Raw genomic sequence first — 22,283 nt, 5'->3', positions numbered from 1 at the left:
AAGTAACAAGTGCCTCTACTATAAACGGCTTTGCTAAATTTGCCAGTGTGGTTTGCTAAATTGCGCTAATGTGCATAACATCAATGCAGACATACACTGCTAAATCCTGCATCGGCATAGAGATAACTGAATGATTGCCATAGATAAAACAACATCGATTAAGAGTGCATTAATTTGGGTAATCATGCTTATTTGCAGCCTGACACTGTGCCTGGCAATGGTGGTATCTGCCACGCAAGATGTGAAGCTACAGCGAAAAAAGCTCGTTGCACAGCTCGACGGCTATGTCAGCATTATCGCTTTTAACGCCAAAAGCAGTATTTTGCAGGACGATGCCGACATCGAAGACAACCGGCTTAACTCTTTTAATGCCGTTGATATGCTGCATAACATTCATATCTACAAGAAGCTGACGCCCAAAGATGAACTCAGCTTTTTTGCCAGCTATAACCGCGATGGTGTTGGCCCTTACCCGGTGCAATTTGAACGGGTGCAACAGCTGCTAAAGCCTTATATCAGCGCCAATTATATTGAACTGACCAAAGCCATTACCCACGACAAAGAGGTTCTGGGTTATGTCTATCTGAGGGCCAGTCAAGAAGAGCTCAGTGCGTATATTCAAACCCGTATTCTGCTGGATATTCTTATCGCGCTGGTCGCACTTGGCAGTGCGTTTTTTATAAGTGCCCGCTTGCAGCAGCGTTTTACCAGCCCGATCGATACCCTACTTAATGTCGTGCAAAAAGTGGCCAAGGAGAAAAACTATCAGGTCCGGGCGCCGATAGCGCCAATAAAAGAATACAACATGCTAAGCCGTGCCTTTAATACCATGCTGGATCGTATCGAGCAGCAAATTAGTAAACTACAACAGGCCGAGCAGGAAAACCGCCAGCTAACGCTAAGTCTGGAGCAAAAAATTGAGCAGCGCACCGAAGCGTTAAAAACCTCGAATCAGGAGCTGTTAAACACCCTGTCGACGCTGCACCAATACCAAAACCAGATTGTTGAAACCGAAAAAATGGCCAGCCTGGGCCAGATGGTCGCAGGCGTGGCGCATGAGGTTAATACGCCGATTGGCTTGGGTGTTACCGCTTCAACCTTACTGCAGGATAAGCTGGCCGATATTCAAAAAGCCTTTGATGAGAAAAAGCTCACCTCGTCACAGCTGGCGAAATTTTTGTCAGAAAGCAAAGAGAATCTGGGCATTATCTATCGCAATATGGAACGGGCCGCTAGCCTGATCTCCAGCTTTAAGCGGGTGGCTGTCGATCAGTCAAATGAGAATCGCCGTCAGTTTAATATGCTGCAGCTTATTAACGAGGTACTGCTGTCGCTTAGGCCCAACCTGAAAAAGACCCAGCATCAGGTGCTCATTAATTGCCCGGCAGAGCTGGAGCTGGACAGTAAACCCGGCCCGATTAACCAAATACTGATAAATCTTATCATGAACAGTTTGATCCATGCCTTTGAACATATCGAACAAGGTGAAATTACGATTGATGTTAGCGTTAGCAATAACCACTGCCAGCTGGTGTACCGGGATAACGGCGCCGGCGTACCAGAAACGATTAAAAAGCGTATCTTCGACCCCTTTGTTACCACCAAAAGAGGTGAAGGCGGCAGCGGTCTGGGTTTGCATCTGGTCTATAACCTGGTGACGCAGGCTTTAAATGGCAAGATAGTACTCGATAGCACGCTGGGCCAGGGCGTCCGTTTTCAGATTGATTTCCCGGTTATCGTGGTTAAAAGTTAATTCAATTTAATCAATAGCATAGATAGCGATTGCCGACTTAAAGAGCAGATGAAAATATTAGCAAAGACTAATTGTTAACAAAAAACTTGTTAACATTTGGACGGATGGTTATAATTGCGTATTATTTGACAATTGCACGTCATCTATAAAACGTTAAAATCTCACAAGATTAACAAAATTCACATAAGGTTTAACTCCAATGCAAACACCTGTGATTCTGATCGTTGAAGACGAAGAAGTAACCCGCCTTAATCTGGTCAGCCTGTTTCAGGGCGAAGGCTATGATGTAATTGAAGCGGTAAATGGCGAGGAAATGAATCAGAAGCTAACCGAAAATAAAGTTAGCCTGGTTGTCATGGATATTAATCTGCCGGGTAAGAACGGCCTGATTTTGGCGAGGGAGTTACGCCAGAAAGAAAACATCGGTTTAATCTTTTTAACCGGCCGCGACAGTGAAGTAGACCGTATTTTGGGTCTGGAAATTGGCGCCGACGATTACCTGACCAAACCGTTTAACCCGCGTGAACTGACAATCCGTGCCCGTAACCTGTTAAACCGCACTGTCGCGCAACCTGTAGTTGAAGAGCACAAAAGCGTGGTTAAGTTTAATGGCTGGACGCTGGATGAAAATAGCCGCAATTTAACCTCGCCAAAAGGCGTGGCGCGCCGGTTGCCAAAAGGCGAATACCGCGCTTTGCGTTTAATGTTAGATACACCCGGTAAAATCTTTACCCGCGAGCAGTTGATCCGTCATATGACCGGCCGTGATTTACGCCCGAATGACCGCACTGTAGATGTGACTATTCGCCGCATCCGTAAACACTTTGAATCGGATATCGATAGCCCGGAGTTAATCAGCACTATTCACGGTGAAGGTTACCGTTTTGTCGGCAAGCTGGAAAAGTAAGTCTTAAGCTTGTTCAATAAACTCAGACAGGGCAGCCAGGTGCTGCTCTGTTTTTAAGTGAAAATCCACCAGTTGCCGCTCTACCCCCTGCCAGTTTACCGGCTCTTGCTCAAACCGCTTAGCCTGCTGCTGCACCCATAGCAAGCCCACCGATGCTGCAGCCCCTTTAAGTTTATGCGCCGCCTCCTGAAACTCCTTTGCCTGTTTCTGTAGCGCTGTTTCCATCATCCGGTTGATATAACCTGGCAATAACTGAGCAAATAATTGTGCACTGCGCTTCATAGCATCTTTACCAAGCGACTGCAGATAATCATTCAGGGTGGCGCTGTCTAATACCTCGGTGTCACTCTGGTCGCTGCTGGGGAGCTGGTGTTGCACTTTTACTGCACTGGGCGAGAACAGCTGCGCCAGCAGTTGGTCAAGCTTAGTAGTGTTAATGGGTTTAGCCAGAGCGCCCTCTATTTGTATGCCCTCTAATTGCTGTTCCGCTTTACGCACATTGGCGCTTAACACCACTATGGGCAAGGCTGCCAGGTGCGGCTCCTGGCGAATATAGTGCGCAACTTGCTCGCCGCCCATATCAGGCAACTGCATATCCAGCAGCACCAAATCGATATCATCTTCGGTTTCCAGCAGTGCGATGGCATCTTCACCGGTTTCTGCCAGCACGACAGTGTGACCACGCTGCTCCAACAAACCGGTGGCGATTTCAGCGTTAAGCGGCACATCTTCTACCAGCAAAATGGTCAATTCCGGACAACTAATCGCGGGCTGCAGCTCTTGCTGTGCTGCTGCTGTTGGCAGCGTCACATTAAAACGGCTGCCCTCGCCACTAATGCTGTTCACGCTAATTTGGCCCTGCATAGCCTCAACCAGGGCACGTGACACCGACAAACCAATGCCCGAGCCCATAATGCTTAAGCGGCGCCCGTCGTTAGACTTGTAATACATATCAAAAATGCGCTCTTGCTCTTGTGCCGCTATACCTATACCGGTATCACTGACTTCAAAGCGAAGCTGGTCGCACTGTGCACTGAGCTGACAGCTTAAACTAACGCTGCCCTTGCTGGTGAACTTAACGGCGTTATTCAGCAGGTTCCACAACACCTGCCGCAATCGGGTTGGATCAAGCCGCAGATAGACATCATCTAAAGCATCTACCTGCAAACTAAATTGCAGGCCCTTTTGCTGACACAACAGCTCGGCAAAGTTAGCAATGTCATTAATAAAGGGTTTAAAGGCGACGCTTTGATAAACAATATCCAGATCCTGCCGATCGATTTTATCCAGATCGATAATGTCATTAAAAATATTACCTAGGGTTTCTGCACTGCTAAAAATAGTATTAGCCCAGCCGTGCTGCTGCTTTGTTAGCTTGCTTTCCAGCAAGCGCCGGCTTAACCCCACTATACCGTTTAGCGGTGTGCGTAGCTCATGGCTTAACGTTGCAATAAACTTGCCTTTGTCCTGATAGGCTTTTTCCAACGCCTGCTCGGCCAGCTTTCGCGAGGTAATATCACGACCGAAGCCAAGCAAACCAATGTAACGGCCGTGGCGATCATAAAATGGTACCTTGCGCATCTCAAACCACAATACCTGGCCATCCTCTTTAATAAACTCGACATCCAGTGTCAGCTCAGAGGGCTGCATATGTAGCTCATGTTCGGTCAAGATAGCGGCTTGCGCACTATCATCAGTGTAAATATCGGCAGGCAAACGGCCAATCAGTTCATTGGCAGGCTTGCCCATAATCGCTTCAAACATTTTATTGCAACTGGCAAAGCGGCCAGTTTCATCACGGTAGTAAAACAAGTCGGGGGAGCTGTCGACAATAGAGCGGATCAGTAAACTTTGCTCTTCTAACTCTATCTGGGCTTTTTTACGCTCAGCAATTTCTTTACGCAGCTCATCTACAGCACGACGCTTGGCTTGAAAAGCTTTTTTTCGCTCTTCAATTTCAAAGTTAAGCTGGCGGATATTGTCTTGCATCCCTTCATTCAGCAAACGCTCCTGGTGGGCAGAGTCTTCTAAGTAAGACAAGGCGGCATCCAGATGCAGTACTAAATAAAACACAATGGCAATAACGGCAGGGCCAAGTAGCAGGCTAATACCCAGTACCGCTTGTACCTGTGACCAGACAATACTGTTGTGCAACACCAGATTGAGAGCAATGCAGGCAAGACCGCTCAGCAGCAATAACAAAAGCTGGCACAATAGTGCCAGCTTTAGCTTGCCCCAGGTGCGGATGCCGTTAGCAAAGCTCCTGACCTGGGGGTGAACCGGACCTTGCATCAGGTTAACACCTCGCAGAGTACTGTTAGTTTGCCGGGGCTATATCCAGCAAAACGTTTCGGTATGAACAATACTGCGCTTCAGTACCAGCCTGACGGTACAAGCCCTGACGCGCATAAGTGGTCATATCTTTGCTCAGGGTAAGTTGATGCCCTTGCCCCACCCGCACCGCGCGCCCCTGCGCCTGTCGGCTTTGTGTCAGGCAAAGCAGCTGTGCCAGCTGGCGATAATTATCACGTTCGAACAACTCGCCAGAGCTTAATAGCGGCGATTGGTTATTATTAGGTGCAAACTTCCAGTCGGCAAAGCGGGTACGCATTACACCGTCTTTGATTTCCAGCATGTCATCACGGGTTAAATAATGCGTACTGACTTTTTCAATCTGGCTGGCGCTACCCTCACCGCTGCTTTGCGCCTGCTGCATATCAGCCACAAAGACACCCGCTTCACCCAGCACCGCCATTTTTACTTCAGGAGCATTTTCTGCCAGGTCAAAGCCGACTAATAAGGCTGTATTTTCGTCAATACCAAAACCAAAACGAGTCTGCGTATCATGTTGCAACCGCACTAGCCGCGCCTGGCGGCCGCGTTCAGAGAAATGCGTATCCAGTACACCCCAGTTAAACAAGCCAAGGCCACCAGCACCGCTGTAGGTTAGATGGTTTTCGCCAAGGCCGTTGGCACAGCTTTGATCTCTATCACAGCCACTTTGTGGTGCGGGCAAATCAAAAGCACCGAATTGCATAGCGCTGTAGCTATCACCATTGGTAATCATCGGCGTTTTGCGTCCCTGATAACTCCCTCCTGCCATCACAGCACTACCGGCACTGGTACCGGCTACAATGATCTGGCCGGCGGCCAACATTGACTCCAGTTGTTTAAGCTCCGCCGTTGCAGTGCCATCATCCTGACGAAACGCTTTTAATGTCAGGCTCTGGTCTCCACCATTAATGAAAACAGCATCCGAGCGACGAATAAGCTCTACCGCGGCGGTGGTACCCTGTTGGCAAAACTGTTCAAACTGTTGCATCAAGTCGGGGTACACCCGCGCTCGCTGATAAGTGCCATGATAAGCCGCCAGGTATTGCGGTAACTGCTCACAAGATGGCGAATTATTAGCTTTATTTTGCTGTGCAGCCTGATAGGCAGCATTGATCGGTAACCAGGTTACTTCGGCGCCGGCTTCGCTAAACAGATTGGTGTACATATCAACCGCAGCAAAGGGATCGCGCCCTGAAGCGGTTACTACCAGCAGTCGCGGCTTACGCTGCGGGCCACTAACCTGCTGCGCTAAATCGACAATTTTACGCACAATCTCTACGGTAAATGCATCGCTGGTTTGCGCCAAGTTAGCGAACTCTCGTTGCCGCGTAGTCGCGCGGCGGCCGCCAGCGTTTGCACTGGCCATAATTTGCAGCTGGTCGAGCACAAAATTACGCTCACGGTCGGTCAAAGCGGCATAATTGGTCCGGCCCGACACCCAAATACCGTCTATTTCTATCTCGGCGCCACGCCACTGCCGCAGCAACTCGCGCTCTGTCATGGGTTCACCGGCCTGGCGACTGCGGATAAACTCAAGTAGTGCCAGCGTTTGTTGCTGCTCAATCACCCGCTCTTCGCCCCAGAAACTGCTATCAGCAATATTGGCCAGGTGCGGCTCCGACAACAGATACTGCTCTGCAGATTTCGCCGCAGCACTAAAGGTATCGGCCGCTGTACAGTAGCGATTGCTCACCGAAGAGCAAATTTGCATACCACCGCCCACCAATACCATAGAGTATTCCGGCAGCTTTCTTTCGCCGTTAACATTGGCAGCCGAGGCTGAACTGGCCAGTAAAGCCGCAGAAAGGTAAAAACTTAGTGATCTCATTATTCTCTTTCTTATCGTAAGCGCAGATAGTTGCCTGAGCCTGTTGCCCGGCGCGGAATAAAATTTAATATGCATAGATTATCCTGTATTGACTTCTTTGCCAATTAGCAGTAATTCTAATAGCGCTGTTAAATTCATTTAACGTTCATTTTCCGGTAACGATATGCTGAAAAAAGCCTTTGCGCTAAGTTCATATCATTACTCGTCTTACTACCTGTCAGAGTGGTTTAACGAGTAGACACATGTCAGGCACTAAACCGTGTCTGGCAGCGCTATTCCTGTAAACCAATAACTCAAATTAATAATGATAAGCCAGGCCTGGCATATGTTGCCGTGCGCCTGGCCAGATAAAGACAGGTATTTTCATGCACAAGTTATCTCCCTTAGCACTGGCCGTTGCAGCTAGTTTCTTCGTTACTCCTTTTGCGTTCGCGGCTGAAGAAATGCCGAAAGAAGAGCAAAAAATTGAAAAAATCGAGGTTACCGGCTCGCGCATTAAAGGCGTTGACCTCGAAGGCACCCAGCCACTGGTTGTTATCTCGGCCGATGATATTAAGAACTCCGGCGCAAACTCAGTATATGAGTTGCTGCAAGATTTAGGGCAGGTGCGTGGTGGTACAGGCACCTTTTCTACCTCAGAAAGCGGTGCAACCTCAACATCTACCCCAGCTGGACAGGCAGCAGCGTCACTGCGGGGGCTGGGACCGTCCTCAACGTTAACCCTGATTAACGGGCGTCGCGTCGCAGCATCATCGTTTGCAGCAGGAACGCAAAATTTTGTTGATATTAATAGCATTCCGCTGGCGGCTATAGAACGCGTGGAAGTGTTGGCCACTGGTGCATCAGCCATTTACGGTGCTGATGCCGTTGCCGGTGTTATCAACTACATCCTGAAAAAGGATTATGAGGGTGCCGAGGTTACACTGTCTTATGCCAACAGCACAGCGTCTTCCAATGATGCCACTGTCAACGCCAACCTGCTATTTGGAACTAATGTCGCCGGCGGCAACTTAACGCTATTCGCCGACCTTTTTGATCGTGAAGGCTATATGGCGTCAGATCGCGACTTTACCAAACAACCGGCCTTACAAAGTAATTATTCTTATTTACCCAAGCTGCGTGATGGTGCCAACATCAACTACTACTCTGTACGCAGTGGCAATGAAATTGGCAATCCGAATTGTACCAGCCCGCTGGTAACAACTGAGTTTGGTGAAGAAATCTGTGCCTATTATGCTAATCAGGATGATCAGCTGGAAAGCCCGTTTGAAAGCCAATCAGCCGGCTTTATTTTTACCAAGTATATTAATGACTTAGTATGGAATACTGACTTTTTCTTCAGTACAACCAAGTCAACTGCCATATCGTCACCAGCACCGATAGAGCAGGTAGAGCAAGTTAACCCTGATCACGGTGCCTGGGTACCAGAAACGGCATTAGACATCTACCCGGCAGACTACGTAGACTTCTTATATGATGAGCTGTGGATAGACCCGTTTGACACCTTAGCCGGCCAGGAATTATGGGGCTTTCAATACAGTGCCCGCTTCAATGATCCGCGCACTATTGAAAATAAAACTGACTCTTTCCGCCTGACCAGCTCACTGGGTGGTGATATTGCGGATTGGCAATGGGAGTCTGCTATCCTGCTTTCTCAATCCAAATCTAAACAGAAAGCCATTGCAGGTATCTACAATCGTTATAAATACAGTGCTTTGGTGCATGGTGAACTGTGCAGCGACGGCAGCATCGCCAATTTTGACGAGGATATGGGCTTAAGCTGCTCTTCAGGTCAGTTACTCGCGGCATTTAACCCTCTGCTACAGAATGATGCAGCCAACAATGCTCTACTCTCTAATGCACAAGAAGTACCGACACGGGATGGTAAGAGCACGGTTTATGGCTGGGACTTACGCTTTAGCGGCGACCTGATGGAGTTTAATGATGACTTTATCCGTGCTGCCTTTGGTATCGAAGCCCGCAAAGAAGAAATTACAGATACACCGTCGTTGAATGCCAGAGCACGACCAGAAAATCGTTATTTGGTTGACGTGTTTGGTTTTGGCTCCAGCTTGTCAGAAGCAGACCGTACGCAAGCAGCGGCTTTTGCCGAAATTTATGCCCCGCTTAGCGATACCGTTGAATTACAGCTGGCTGGTCGTTACGACTACTACGACGATTTTGGCAGTACGTTTAACCCTAAAGTAGGCCTGACCTGGCGCCCACATGACACCTTAGCCATTCGCGGCTCTTGGGCAACCTCGTTCCGCGCCCCGTCTTTAACACAGGCAGGGGTAAAATTAAGAACAACCACAGCGACCTACGATTGTAGTGCTAATCAAACCGTTGCTGATTTGTACTGTGAGGGTTTTGGTGATGTGCGCCGGCCGAATGTGCTGGAGCTGGGCAACCCAGATTTACAGGCTGAGACTTCAGAATCAGTAAGCTTTGGTTTTGCCTGGAGCCCAACCGACAATACTACCCTAACAGTAGACTACTGGCAGTTTAGCCACGAGAAACTGGTTGATACAGACCTTACTGCCATGCTCGCCAGAACTGCAACAGATGCCTCTGTGCGCCATTGTGGTTTAGTGCCTGAAGGTGAAACTGGTATCGCTTATAACCCGGATCTGTGCCTGGTAACTGATGAAGCTGGCCTGACGGTGGAAGATGAAGGCGCCAATATGGCGCAAATTCTTGATGCCTGGGTAGCCTTTGACGAGCCACGTTTTGCCGAGCTGCCGTTACTACGCGATCATGTGATCCAGTTAGAGAACGTCGGCCAGCAAGATGTGAAAGGTGTCGATCTGCGTTTTTCACATACACTTGACTTTGCGGGTGGCCGCTTAGGCCTAGATGCTGACTGGACACACTATGTCAGCTTTGAGCGTAATAAAGCCGGCTCTGATGAAATTGAATCACTTATTGGCACCTTCCGCTACCCGGAAAACATTGCCAGTGCACGTATTTCCTGGAGCGGTGAAGCGGTTTATGTAGGGCTGACAGCACTTTATACCTCGTCATATCAGGATGACATTAGCAGACTAAGAGGCCGTAATATTGACGAGCTGACTGATCTTGGTTTGCTGGACGAGAATGGCCAGCGTGAGGTTTCAGCCTGGACAACACTGCGCGCCAATATTGGTTATGACTTTGAAAATGCTTCATTAAACTTCACGGTCGATAACCTGCTGGATCGTGATCCACCGGCAGTGTACGGCACGGCACGTGGTTTTGATTCTATTAACCACGACGCTTTTGGCCGTAACTATCGTGTATCCTTTAGCTACTTCTTTTAATGAGTACCGAGCGGGCGTGAGTAGATAACACTCATGCCCGCTTACCTTTATCGGCTACGACAAGGTTTACACTATGGCTAATCAAGTAAGACAACCGGTATCAATGCCGGATGCCTTTATCATTCTGTTTTTTGTCATGATACTGGCCGCTGTGGCATCGCATCTGGTGCCTGCCGGCTCATTCACTATGCTGGAGCCGGCACACTTGGCTGAGGGTGCTGCCAAACTGAAAAGCAAAATCGACCCCAACAGCTTTACACTGCACCAGGACGCTGAGCAAGGTGCGCCGCTGTTTGCTGAAGGTGGCGGCATCGGCTTTTTTAACTATGCCTTTGAAGGCCTGGTATCCGGTGATAAATGGGGCTCTGCCGTCGGCGTAGTGGCCTTTATTCTGCTCACCGGCGGTGCCTTTGGCATCATTATGAAAACCGGCGCTATCCACAATGGTATTCTGGCGCTTATCGCCAAAACCCAGCGCATGGAGTTTTTGTTTATTCCACTGATGTTTGGTCTGTTTTCATTAGGCGGTGCCGTATTTGGTATGGGTGAAGAAGCTATTGCCTTTTGTATTGTGCTGCTGCCACTGATGCTAGCGCTGGGCTACGATGCCATTACCACGGTACTGGTAACCTATGTGGCCACCCAAATCGGTTTTGCTACCTCCTGGATGAACCCGTTTAATGTCGCGATTGCTCAGGGTATAGCGGAAATTCCGCTGTTGTCTGGTAGTGATCTGCGTATTGCCATGTGGGCGGTCTTTACCCTGTTTGGCATTATTTTCACTATGAAATATGCCGCCAAAATTAAAGCCCAGCCAGAGCTGTCGCTCAGTTTTGCCAGCGATCAAAAGCTGCGTTCAGAGCAAAGCGAAAGTGCGAAAAACCAATACAACGGCCTGGACTCCATCATTCTGCTGGCGTTCTTTGCTGGCTTAATTTGGATCATCTGGGGCGTAACAGTACGTCAGTACTACATTCCGGAAATTGCCAGCCAGTTTTTTACCATTGGTGTGGTGATAGCGGTTATTGCAGTGCTGGGAAAACGTTTTAGCATGAATGACGCTGCTGACGGCTTTAAGCACGGCGCAGCTGAACTGTTGCCGGCTGCGCTGATTGTCGGTATGGCCAAAGGCATTGTGCTGCTGTTAGGCGGTGACAGCCCCGAATCGCCCTCTGTACTTAACACGCTGCTGTATTACAGCGGCCAGCTGCTGGGCGATTTACCAGCCTATTTATCCGCCTGGCTGATGTTGGTGATCCAGTCCGTGATTAACTTCTTTGTTGCCTCCGGCTCAGGTCAGGCGGCGCTGACGATGCCACTTATTGCGCCACTGGCCGATTTAGTCGGACTTTCGCGCCAGATTGCCGTCTTAGCCTTTCAGCTTGGTGATGGCTTAACCAACTGCATCATTCCTACTTCGGCGGCATTAATCGGCTGTTTGGGTGTGGTACGGGTAGATTGGACAGTCTGGCTGCGTTTTGTCTGGAAATTACAGCTGTGTCTGTTTGCACTGGCCAGCGCCTTTATGTTTATCGCCGTTGCTATTGCATATCAATAACAGCGCGAGCTGTTTAAGGTAACTATTTTGAACAACATTATTTTAATAAAAAATGCCGAGCTGCTGGCCCCCCACAGTATTGGTAAAAAAGACGTAGTACTTGCAGGCAATACTATTGCCGCTATTGGTGAAGACTTCAATCTGGCAGGCTCCAACCTGCCGGTAACGGTAATAGACGGCAAGGACTATTACCTTACTCCGGGCTTTGTTGATTCCCTGGTGCATTTTATCGGCGGTGGCGGCGAAGGCGGCTTTGCCACCCGCACCCCGGAAATGCAATTAACCGATGCCACCTTAGGTGGCGTTACTACCGCTATTGGCGTGCTGGGTACCGATGCCACCACCCGCACCTTCACTAATCTGCTGGCTAAAGCACATGCGCTGGAAACTGAAGGCATCAGCACCTATTGCCATACCGGCTCTTATGAGATCCCCTGTCGCACCCTGACCGGCAATATCACTGATGATTTGATCCTGATTGATAAGTTTATCGGTGTCGGTGAAATTGCCATCAGCGATCACCGCTCATCACAGCCCACCACCGATGAAATTCGCAAAGTGGCTGCTGCAGCACGGGTTGGCGGCATTCTGTCGGGCAAAAGCGGCGTGGTGAGTGTGCATATGGGCGCCGGCGAGCGTATTTTGCAGCCGATATATCAGGCGGTGGCCGGTACCGAGTTAAAACTCAAGCAGTTCTACCCTACCCATATGAACCGCAACCGCCGGGTGTTTGAAGCCGGTTTAGAGTTTGCCACTAAAAGCGGCGTAATTGACTTTACCACCAGCACCACTGACTTTGACTTAAAACATGGCGAAGTGGCTGCTGCTGCAGCACTGGCTGAAGCCTTAGCCTTTGGCATCAACGCAATGCAATTAACACTTAGCTCAGATGGCAATGCCAGCCTGCCAATCTACAACGACGAAGGCGAGCTATTAGGCTTGCAGGTAGGCAGTGTGCAAAGCTTGTATCAAAGCGCCCGTGAAGCCGTATTAACGCACAAGGTGGCACTATCCGATGCAATCTGCAGTATTACTGCAGCACCGGCTGCCGTGTTGGGGTTAAAGCAAAAAGGCCGTTTAGCGCCACAGTTAGATGCCGATCTGGTACTGCTGCGCCGCGATGACTTGGCTATTGATAGTGTCATAGCCAAAGGCAAATTGCTGGTGCAACAAGGCAAAGCCCTGGTAAAAGGTACCTTTGAGCGTTAAGGCCAACTAGCAGCTGACAAATAGCCCCCTGACAAGCAACCACAACTCGCATAAATATGGCGCCTTTTGCCATAGTGTGATTGGTAAAAAAAGCTGCCACGGCAGCTTTTTTATTATGCCAATTGCTATCAATGGCAAAAATATCGCCAATTCATGTAATTAATTTTCAATTTCAAAACTGCGCTTTCTGCGTTATTTCACCCGCCAAGCACTATAAAGTCAGCTTGCTTTTTTCCACAAGTCACGGTATACCTGTACGCACTTGAACGTTTAGACGGCTAAACATTTCAAGAGTAAATACTCTACAACGCATTGACCTCTGAAAGAGTAACCGTTATTTTCTTTCAGCAGCAGCAAAAACCAACAATAAGAATAATAATTCAAAAATAATACATATTTATTTATTTATTTATTTATCAGGACAAGTTTGGAGGTGAGTCATGGCGTTGTACCAACACAGTCAGGCAAGAGAAAACTGTGGCTTTGGTCTGATTGCCCATCTGGAGGGCGCAGCCAGCCACCGCATCGTCAGAACCGCCATTAATGGCTTGGATCGTATGCAACATCGCGGCGGTATTTCTGCCGACGGCAAAACCGGCGATGGCTGCGGCTTATTAATGCAAAAACCCGATAGTTTTTTCCGTGCTATCGCCGAAGAAAACGGCTGGAATTTAGCGAAAAAATACGGCGTCGGTATGATTTTCCTCAGCCAGGATCCGGTAAAAGCCGCTTTAGCCAAAAAAATTATCGCCCAGGAAATTGGCCGCGAAACTTTAACCTTAGTCGCCTGGCGCACGGTGCCGGTTGACAGCAGCGTGCTGGGCCCCTTGGCGCTTAGCTCAATGCCACAAATTGAACAGGTAATTGTTAACGCGCCACATGGCTGGGGCGATCACGACCTGGAGCGCCGCCTGTATATGGTGCGCCGCCGTATTGAAAAGCAACTCACCGACGATAAAGACTTTTACATCCCCAGTTTCTCATCACTGGTTACCGTATTTAAAGGCCTGATGATGCCGGCCGATTTGCCGCGTTATTATCTCGATTTGGCTGACATTCGCATGGAAACCGCTATCTGCGTATTCCACCAGCGCTTCTCTACCAACACCATGCCGCGCTGGCAACTGGCGCAACCGTTTCGCTTTTTAGCCCATAACGGTGAAATTAATACCATTACCGGCAACCGGCAGTGGGCCCGCGCCCGCCAATACAAGTTTGCCTCACCGCTATTACCGGATCTGCAGGACGCCGCGCCTTTTGTCGGTCAAAGCGGCTCAGACTCCAGCTCGCTGGATAATATGCTTGAATTGCTGCTTGCCGGCGGTATGGATTTATTCCGTGCTATGCGTTTATTAGTACCGCCTGCCTGGCAGGGCAACCGGGTAATGGACGACAACTTAAAAGCCTTTTATGAGTTTAACTCCATGCATATGGAGCCGTGGGACGGCCCGGCCGGTATTGTGATGACCAACGGACAACACGTAGCCTGTAACCTGGACCGCAACGGTTTGCGCCCGGCTCGCTTTGTGATTACCCGCGATAAACTGATCACGCTGGCGTCAGAAGTGGGTATCTGGGATTACACGCCGGATGAAGTGGTGGAAAAAGGCCGGGTTGGCCCGGGCGAAATGCTGGCGGTAGATACCACCAGTGGTGAAATTTGGCGCTCAGATAAAATAGACGCCGACTTAATGGCGCGTCACCCGTACCGCGACTGGCTTAATAGCAATGTGCAGCGGCTGGTGCCATACGAAAAATACGAAACCGACCTTATCGGTAAACGTGTCTTTACTGATGATGAAATGCTGGTGCTGCATAAGCTGTTTAATTACAGCTATGAAGAGATTGATCAGGTGATGACGGTGCTGGCCAAAGATGGTCAGGAAGCGGTAGGCTCTATGGGTGATGACACGCCAATGGCGGTGCTGTCGCGCAAACCGCGTACCTTGTACGATTATTTCCGTCAGCAGTTTGCGCAGGTCACCAACCCACCGATTGACCCACTGCGCGAATCTCATGTGATGTCACTGGCCACCAGCATCGGTCGCGAGCATAACGTGTTTAAAGAAACTGCCGGTTATGCGCGTCGGATTCAGTTTGAATCGCCGGTGATGATGTATTCCGACTTAAAGCAGCTAAAACAGGCGGACGAGCAGTACTACAAGCATCAGATTTTCTCACTGAACTTTGACCCGAGCACTTTTAGCCTAGAGCAAGCCGTCACCCAGCTTTGTGACGATGTAATAACAGCGGTGCGCGATAACAAGGTAGTGCTGGTGATGTTAACTGACCGTCGCATCGAGCAAGGCAAACTGCCAATACCTGCTGCTATGGCAGTAGGTGCGGTGCAACATGCGCTGGTTAATGCCCAGCTGCGCTGCGACTCCAACATTATTGTCGAAACCGCCACTGCACGTGACCCGCATCATTTCGCCGTATTAATTGGCCTTGGCGCCACCGGTATTTATCCGTTTTTAGCTTATGAAACCGTTGAACAGCTGGTTGAGAAAGGTGTTATTAACTTAACCGCGCGCCAGGCAGTACTGAATTACCGTAAAGGCATTAACAAAGGCCTGTACAAAATCATGTCGAAAATGGGTATTTCAACGGTGGCGAGCTATCGTTGCTCTAACCTGTTTGAGGCCGTCGGTATTGATAAAGCGGTGATGCGGCAATGCTTCGCCGATATCCCATCACGCTTAGGCGGTGCCGGTTTCGACGATTTCCAGCAGGACATTCAACAGCTTGCCAACGTCGCCTGGCTCAAGCGCAAGCCGTTAAATCACGGTGGTTTACTAAAATACGTACACGATGGCGAATACCACGCCTACAACCCGGATGTGGTGCAAACGCTGCAAAAAGCGGTGCGCTCCGGCAAATACGAGGACTATCAGCAGTACAGCCGTATTGTCAACGAGCGCCCGGTAGCGCATTTACGTGACTTATTTAAACTAAATGCAGCCGCTGCGGTGCCGCTGGAGCAGGTTGAAAGCGAGGACAAGCTGTATCCGCGTTTTGACAGTGCGGCGATGTCTATCGGCGCCTTAAGCCCGGAAGCGCATGAAGCCCTGGCGATTGCGATGAACCGTTTGGGCGGGCGCTCTAACTCGGGTGAAGGTGGTGAAGATCCACGCCGCTTTGGCACTGAGAAAAACTCTAAGATTAAACAGGTGGCCTCCGGCCGCTTTGGTGTGACGCCGCATTACTTAGTTAATGCTGAAGTTATCCAGATTAAAGTGGCGCAAGGCGCTAAGCCGGGTGAAGGTGGTCAGCTGCCGGGTGAGAAAGTGACCGCAGAAATTGCCCGCCTGCGCTATTCGGTACCCGGCGTGACGCTAATTTCACCGCCGCCGCACCACGATATTTACTCAATTGAAGATTTAGCCCAGCTGATTTTCGATTTAAAGCAGGTCAACCCACAGGCGCTGATCTCCGTCAAACTGGTATCAGAGCCTGGCATCGGCACCATCGCCACCGGTGTCGCCAAAGCTTATGCTGATTTGATTACCGTATCCGGTTATGACGGCGGCACCGGCGCCAGCCCGCTAACCTCGGTTAAATACGCCGGTAGCCCGTGGGAGCTGGGCCTTGCCGAAGTGCATCAGGCGCTGGTCGAAAACGGCCTGCGCGATCGCGTGCGCTTGCAGGTAGATGGCGGTTTAAAAACCGGCCTTGATGTGATTAAAGCGGCTATTTTAGGTGCTGAAAGCTTTGGCTTTGGTACCGGCCCTATGGTGGCGCTGGGCTGCAAGTTCCTGCGTATTTGCCATTTAAATAACTGCGCCACCGGTGTAGCAACCCAGGATGCAACACTGCGCCGCGATCACTTTAACGGCCTGCCAGAGATGGTAATGAACTACTTTAAGTTCTTGGCCTTTGAAGTGCGCGAACTGATGGCGCAACTTGGCGTAACTGAGTTAACTCAGCTTATCGGCCGCACCGATTTACTCAGCGTCAAAGACAGTGAAACGCAAAAGCAGGCCCGGCTGGATTTAACGCCTATTCTGCAAGCCAGTGGCGTGCAATCAGATAAAGCCTTGTACTGCGTGCAAAACAACACACCGTTTGATGAAGGTAAGTTAAACCAGGAGCTATTAGCGCGCTGCGAGCAGATGGTGCTGAACAAAAGCGGTGGTCAACTCAGTGTCAGTATTCGCAATACCGACCGCTCAGTGGGTGCGGCGCTGTCCGGCTTTATTGCCCGTCAGCACGGTAACCAGGGTATGGCAACCGATCCCATCCGTATCCGTTTAACCGGCACTGCCGGCCAGAGCTTTGGTGTGTGGAACGCTGGTGGCCTGCATATGTCACTGCAAGGCGATGCCAACGACTACGTCGGTAAAGGCATGACCGGCGGTATGCTGGCGATTTACCCGGCCAAGGGCGCGGCCTTTGCCAAAAACGGCTTTACCATTGCCGGTAATACTTGCTTGTACGGTGCCACCGGCGGGCGTTTATACGCTGCAGGTCAGGTCGGCGAGCGCTTTGCGGTGCGTAACTCCGGTGCCTTAGCGGTAGTAGAAGGCACCGGCGATAACTGCTGTGAATATATGACCGGCGGCGTGGTCGTGGTGCTGGGTTGCACCGGGGTGAACTTCGGTGCCGGTATGACCGGTGGCTTTGCTTACCTGCTGGATGAGCAGGACGATTTAGCGCTTAGGTTAAACCCGGAGCTGGTAGAAGCGCTGGACGTCAGCACGCCCATACTGCAAGAGCACCTGCGTAGCCTGCTGCACCAGCATGTCGAGGAAACCGGCAGTGAAAAAGCGCAAAAAATCTTAAATGACTTTGGCAGCTACTTAAGTAAATTCAAGCTGGTTAAACCAAAAACCAGCGATGTAAACACCTTGCTGGGACACCGCGCACGCTCGTCAGCCGAGCTGCGGGTACAGGCGATGTAGGGAGGCGTTATGGCACAGAATGTATACCAGTTTATCGACGTAAAACGGATTGATCCGCCAAAACGCTCACACCACGAACGCACTATCGAGTTCGTGGAAATTTACCAGCCAATGACCCACACCCAGGTGGAAGGTCAGGCCGATCGCTGCCTGGATTGCGGCAACCCTTACTGTGAATGGAAGTGCCCGGTGCACAACTATATTCCGCAGTGGTTAAAGCTGGCCAACGAAGGCAAGATCATTGAAGCGGCTGAGCTGTCGCATAAAACCAACAGCCTGCCGGAAGTGTGCGGCCGGGTCTGCCCGCAAGACCGCTTATGCGAAGGCGCCTGTACGCTAAACGAAGGTTTTGGCGCGGTAACCATCGGCAGTATTGAGAAATACATCACCGACAAAGCCTTTGAGATGGGCTGGCGGCCGGATTTATCTGCCGTGGTAAAAACCGAGCGCCGCGTCGCCGTTATTGGTGCCGGCCCGGCCGGTTTAGCCTGCGCCGATGTACTGATACGCAACGGCGTCACGCCAGTGGTGTTTGACCGCTATCCGGAAATCGGTGGCCTGTTAACCTTTGGTATTCCGCCGTTTAAGCTGGAGAAAGACGTTCTTAAGCTGCGCCGGCAGATTTTTAGCGAAATGGGTATCGAGTTTCGCTTAAACACCAACGTTGGTGTTGATGTCAGCTTCGACAGCTTATTAAACGAGTTTGATGCGGTGTTTTTAGCGCTGGGTACTTACACGCCAATGAAAGGCGGCTTAGCCAATGAAGATGCGCCAGGTGTGTATGAAGCACTGCCGTTTTTAATCGGTAATATCAATAACCTGATGGGCTGGCAGACGGAGCACCCATACGTTAGCTTAAAAGACAAAACCGTGGTGGTGTTAGGCGGTGGCGACACGGCGATGGACTGCGTACGCACCTCCATTCGCCAGGGCGCTACTAAGGTTAGCTGTGCCTACCGGCGCGACGAAGCCAATATGCCAGGCTCACGTAAGGAAGTACAAAACGCGCGCGAAGAAGGCGTCGAGTTTTTGTTTAACTTACAACCGCTGGGTATCGAGGTTAACGCCGAAGGTAAGGTGATTGGCGTTAAGGTAGTGACCACCCAACTGGGCGCACCGGATGCCAAAGGCCGCCGCAGCCCCGAGCCAGTGCCGGGTTCTGAGCTGGTGTTACCAGCTGATGCGGTAGTAATTGCCTTTGGTTTTCAGCCCAGCCCACCGCAGTGGTTAGTCGATATGGGTGTAGAGCTGGACAGCAAAGGCCGGGTTGTAGCCAGCGAAAAGAGTACCTACGCCATGCAAACCAACCAGCAGAAAATCTTTGCCGGTGGCGATATGGTATTAGGCTCAGATCTGGTAGTGACCGCTATCGCCCAGGGCCGTAAGGCTGCCGAAGGTATATTGGACTACTTACAAGTATAAAAACGCAGGTATAAAAACGCAGGTGTAACGTCCGCTTCTGCTTGATGCTTGTGCCATCCGCAGCAGCGGACAGTTAAGGCAAGATTAAGCTGCCGGTTTAAGCGAAATGCTCGAACCGGCTTACCCACGCCGACACGCCGTAAACCCATCCCTGGGGGCTCGTCTCAGCCCGTCCGGGGCTTCAACGGTCAGCTTAGGGTAAGCCTAATCTCGCTTTATCGTTTCCGGTTGCAGGTTCAAAGCGTGGATAACCCGGTTCGAGCAATACACATCAGTCAAACCTGCATAGCCACAATACAAGGAAGAACAACATGCCCCACTTTACCCTGCCAGACCTCTGCGACGCCCACGCCGACTGCATTCGCGTGACTGATCCTATCTTCACCAACTACGGTGGCAAAGCCGCCTTTGGCGGGCAAATCGTTACCGTGAAATGCTTTGAAGATAACTCCAAGGTTAAGCAGTTAGTCGCCACACCGGGGCAGGGTAAGGTGTTAGTGGTCGACGGCGGCGGCTCTAAGCGCCATGCGCTACTGGGCGATATACTGGCCGAACAAGCGGCAGCCAATGGCTGGGAAGGCATTATTGTCAACGGCTGTATTCGCGATATTGACGAGATACGCCAATCGCCGCTCGGCGTGCAGGCGCTGGGTATTCACCCAATGAAAACCGACAAACGCGATTTGGGCGATATCAATGTAACGGTAACTTTCGCCGGAGTAGATTTTATCCCCGGCCAGTTTGTGTATGCCGATAATAATGGCGTGCTGGTAGCGACTAAGCAGTTGCTGTGAAGAACGTCAGTTGGAGCAGTTTTCAGAACGGCTCACACGCGGTGCCCTGGTGAAACAACATCTGCCAGTTTTCACCATCAAAACGGTAGAGTGAGCTTCGTATGGAGTACGCCGCTGTATCGTCACCCTCCCGCTGTATAGTGGCGCGGTAAGTCAGCTGCGCCAGCCCTTCGGCCCAAACCCGGCAGTTAAAATCTTGTTGGGTAATCACAGGTGGGGTTTCTGTTGGTAAACGCTCCAGCACATCAGCTTTACCAAAACAGCGGCCGGTAGCGGCGATTTCATAAAAATCATCGGCCAGATAGCGGTTTAGTAGCTCGGCAGATAACCGCGTAGTGGGCTGTACCAATAGCTGTTCCAGCTCAATTAATTGCTGTTTAACTGTGTCGCTATGCACTAAGAAATATCTCTTTTTATTGATTTGTATTTTCACTCAATAATAAACATCAATGACTCTGACTCTATTCGTTGTATTGACCCTTTTGGTTTCTTTGTAAAACTAGAGAGGTAATGATAAGTCACCAGGTAAAAAAAGACCCGCTCTAAAGCCAGTAAGTTGATAAGAAAAATTCTGTTGCGTCAAAAGTCATGATCAGCGAGCATGGAAGAAAACCTAAGATAGGAAATTGGGATGGCAAAGCAACGGAAACTTGATGTAGGCGCGATTAATATCACCATTCACCCGCATACTGCAGCGCGCTATGTCTCTATGTTTAAACAAGCTAGTAGGCAACGTATCACTGCAAACATTGGCTATAAACATTTGGCGATTATAACCGGAGTCAGCTCCTTCGATCCTCTTTTAAGAGACGCGGTAGATGCACCTATTCAGGGTGACATTGTTAAGTTTACAGATATTGATTTAGATGGCCCTTGGCTAAATTTGGAGAACAATCAGGAGGCTGAAGAAAGCGATTTAGAGAGTATAAACATACCGGAGCATTTGAAACCAAATATGAGCCGTTTCAGGTTCGTATTTTTCCCGGAAAAACATATTTTGTTTTATGAAGCTTATGACCGTGGCACTGTGCTTAATCCAAATGTTGCAACGAGAATTTTTAAAAGTATTTTTGCTAACTCAGACATAGTATCAGTGTACGGCGACGTAAACGTTACGCACATTCCGAAAGAAGATGCGGTGGAAGTTGCTCTAAAAACTCCAAGAGTATCAAGTGTGAAGTTTAAAGTTACACGACCAAATGCAGATCACTTTAAAGAGCAGGAAGCAGAGTTTCTAGCTAAATTGAATAGCCTGCACGTAGCAGAAGTTAAGCAGGAATATAAAGCCATTAACGGCAAGTCTATCGTCATGGATAGATCAATGACAACCTTAGCCAAAATTGCCGCCAATAATGGTCGGTTTGAACTTAAAGGACGGGACGACAATAATAAGGTGGTTAACTTTTCGACAGTTAGCCATCCAATGATTGAGACAGTTTTCTTTAACCCGAAGCGTGAGACAGTGCTGTCATTTCTATATAAAACAGCGTTAAAAATTTGGAAAAGATATAGATGCCAACCGAACAAGCAAACAGAATTAAGGCCGCATCTATAATATCGCGCTATTGGACAGCCTATGGAGGGGTGGTAGGACTTTTAAGTAGCCTGTATTTTTGGGGCGCGCTTATTCTGTCTGGTTGTTTGCATCAAATTTGGATTGTTCCAGGCTGGTGGGATACTGTCTTATCGGTTATCCCAAACCTGCTGGGTTTTAGTCTTGGAGGTTTTGCGCTGTGGATAGCGATAGGTGATGACAAATTCCGTGAATTCATAGCGGTAAAAAGCCCCAATGAAACGGTCAGCATTTATGAGGGTATTAACGCCAACTTTGTACACTTTATCGTGCTTCAGACGCTAGCTCTGGTATGTGCATTATGGGCTAAGGGGATGAATTTTGCTTTACCTGAAGAATACTGGATAATCGTGCACTTTCGAGAGCAATACTTTGTAATTGTAAAGGTATTTACCTTCCTTGGTTTTGCTGTATTTGTGTATGCACTGCTCACGGCATTATCTGCTACGCTCGGTCTATACCGAGTTACTCGTATGTATGAGGCCTACCTTGCAGTTAAAGTGCAAAGGGAAGTTAAAAAAGTTAGTGCAATCCAACGAAAATCACTTCGATTGCAGCGGATGAACAAAACATCTAGGCATTCAAAATTGAAGTACAAGTAAGACGAATGATTCGCGGATTACCCGCTCGCCGAGTGATTCAGATGAAGTGACGATTTTGGATATTCTGTATGACCACCACTTTAGCAAGGACCTGCTAAATCGC

13 protein-coding genes are annotated in these 22,283 nt (G+C 49.6%); 10 read left to right on the top strand and 3 right to left on the bottom strand.

Annotation, left to right across the window (positions count from 1 at the left end; genetic code table 11):
- Positions 1–130: 130 nt before the first annotated feature.
- Entirely contained in the window at positions 131–1,753 is a 1,623-nt protein-coding gene (locus ABGI61_RS15860) for a sensor histidine kinase (protein WP_347603048.1), read from the top strand.
- A 199-nt stretch (positions 1,754–1,952) separates the two neighbouring features.
- A complete protein-coding gene (gene arcA / locus ABGI61_RS15855) occupies positions 1,953–2,660 on the top strand; it encodes a two-component system response regulator ArcA (RefSeq protein WP_008221990.1) in 708 nt (235 codons plus the stop codon).
- 3 nt (positions 2,661–2,663) lie between these two features.
- On the opposite strand, the gene ABGI61_RS15850 is transcribed toward arcA, so the two are convergent.
- Both ABGI61_RS15850 and ABGI61_RS15845 read right to left on the bottom strand, forming a co-directional pair.
- A complete protein-coding gene (locus ABGI61_RS15850; protein ID WP_347603045.1) occupies positions 2,664–4,952 on the bottom strand; it encodes an ATP-binding protein in 2,289 nt (762 codons plus the stop codon).
- 25 nt (positions 4,953–4,977) lie between these two features.
- Entirely contained in the window at positions 4,978–6,822 is a 1,845-nt protein-coding gene (locus ABGI61_RS15845) for a cyanophycinase (RefSeq protein ID WP_347603042.1), read from the bottom strand.
- 365 nt (positions 6,823–7,187) lie between these two features.
- Here ABGI61_RS15845 and ABGI61_RS15840 point away from each other — a divergent pair, with 365 nt between their 5' ends.
- The 6 genes from ABGI61_RS15840 (at position 7,188) to rraA (ending at position 20,005) form a co-directional block, all read left to right on the top strand.
- Positions 7,188–10,121, top strand: a complete 2,934-nt coding sequence (locus tag ABGI61_RS15840) for a TonB-dependent receptor domain-containing protein (RefSeq protein WP_347603039.1) — start codon at positions 7,188–7,190, stop codon at positions 10,119–10,121.
- Positions 10,122–10,194: 73 nt separating this feature from the next.
- Positions 10,195–11,679: a putative basic amino acid antiporter YfcC gene (yfcC, locus tag ABGI61_RS15835; RefSeq protein ID WP_347603036.1), complete on the top strand. Its 1,485-nt coding sequence runs from the start codon at positions 10,195–10,197 to the stop codon at positions 11,677–11,679.
- Positions 11,680–11,706: 27 nt separating this feature from the next.
- Positions 11,707–12,888 carry a beta-aspartyl-peptidase gene (gene iadA / locus ABGI61_RS15830; RefSeq protein WP_347603033.1) on the top strand — a complete coding sequence of 394 codons (1,182 nt, stop codon included), beginning with the start codon at positions 11,707–11,709 and terminating at the stop codon, positions 12,886–12,888.
- A gap of 440 nt (positions 12,889–13,328) precedes the next feature.
- Positions 13,329–17,789, top strand: a complete 4,461-nt coding sequence (gene gltB / locus ABGI61_RS15825) for a glutamate synthase large subunit (RefSeq protein ID WP_347603030.1) — start codon at positions 13,329–13,331, stop codon at positions 17,787–17,789.
- 9 nt (positions 17,790–17,798) lie between these two features.
- Complete coding sequence (locus tag ABGI61_RS15820) at positions 17,799–19,211, top strand: FAD-dependent oxidoreductase (protein WP_347603027.1); 1,413 nt, start codon at positions 17,799–17,801, stop codon at positions 19,209–19,211.
- Positions 19,212–19,522: 311 nt separating this feature from the next.
- Entirely contained in the window at positions 19,523–20,005 is a 483-nt protein-coding gene (gene rraA / locus ABGI61_RS15815) for a ribonuclease E activity regulator RraA (protein WP_347603024.1), read from the top strand.
- Positions 20,006–20,027: 22 nt separating this feature from the next.
- Here the strand turns inward: rraA and ABGI61_RS15810 are convergent, their stop codons facing one another.
- Positions 20,028–20,402: a nuclear transport factor 2 family protein gene (locus tag ABGI61_RS15810; protein WP_347603021.1), complete on the bottom strand. Its 375-nt coding sequence runs from the start codon at positions 20,400–20,402 to the stop codon at positions 20,028–20,030.
- Positions 20,403–20,636: 234 nt separating this feature from the next.
- On the opposite strand from ABGI61_RS15810, the gene ABGI61_RS15805 reads away from it, so the two are divergent.
- Together ABGI61_RS15805 and ABGI61_RS15800 are read left to right on the top strand one after the other, a co-directional pair.
- On the top strand, positions 20,637–21,560 hold the full coding sequence (locus ABGI61_RS15805; RefSeq protein ID WP_347603018.1) for a DUF4747 family protein: 924 nt from the start codon (positions 20,637–20,639) through the stop codon (positions 21,558–21,560).
- Entirely contained in the window at positions 21,518–22,180 is a 663-nt protein-coding gene (locus ABGI61_RS15800) for a hypothetical protein (RefSeq protein ID WP_347603015.1), read from the top strand. Before ABGI61_RS15805 ends, ABGI61_RS15800 begins: the two co-directional genes overlap by 43 nt.
- Positions 22,181–22,283 lie beyond the last annotated feature (103 nt).

It is taken from the genome of Rheinheimera fenheensis (genome assembly GCF_039871805.1).
Classification (GTDB): Bacteria; Pseudomonadota; Gammaproteobacteria; order Enterobacterales; family Alteromonadaceae; genus Alishewanella; species Alishewanella fenheensis.
Note: the sequence above shows the minus strand (reverse complement) of the source record. Positions and strands in the feature narration are given on the sequence as shown.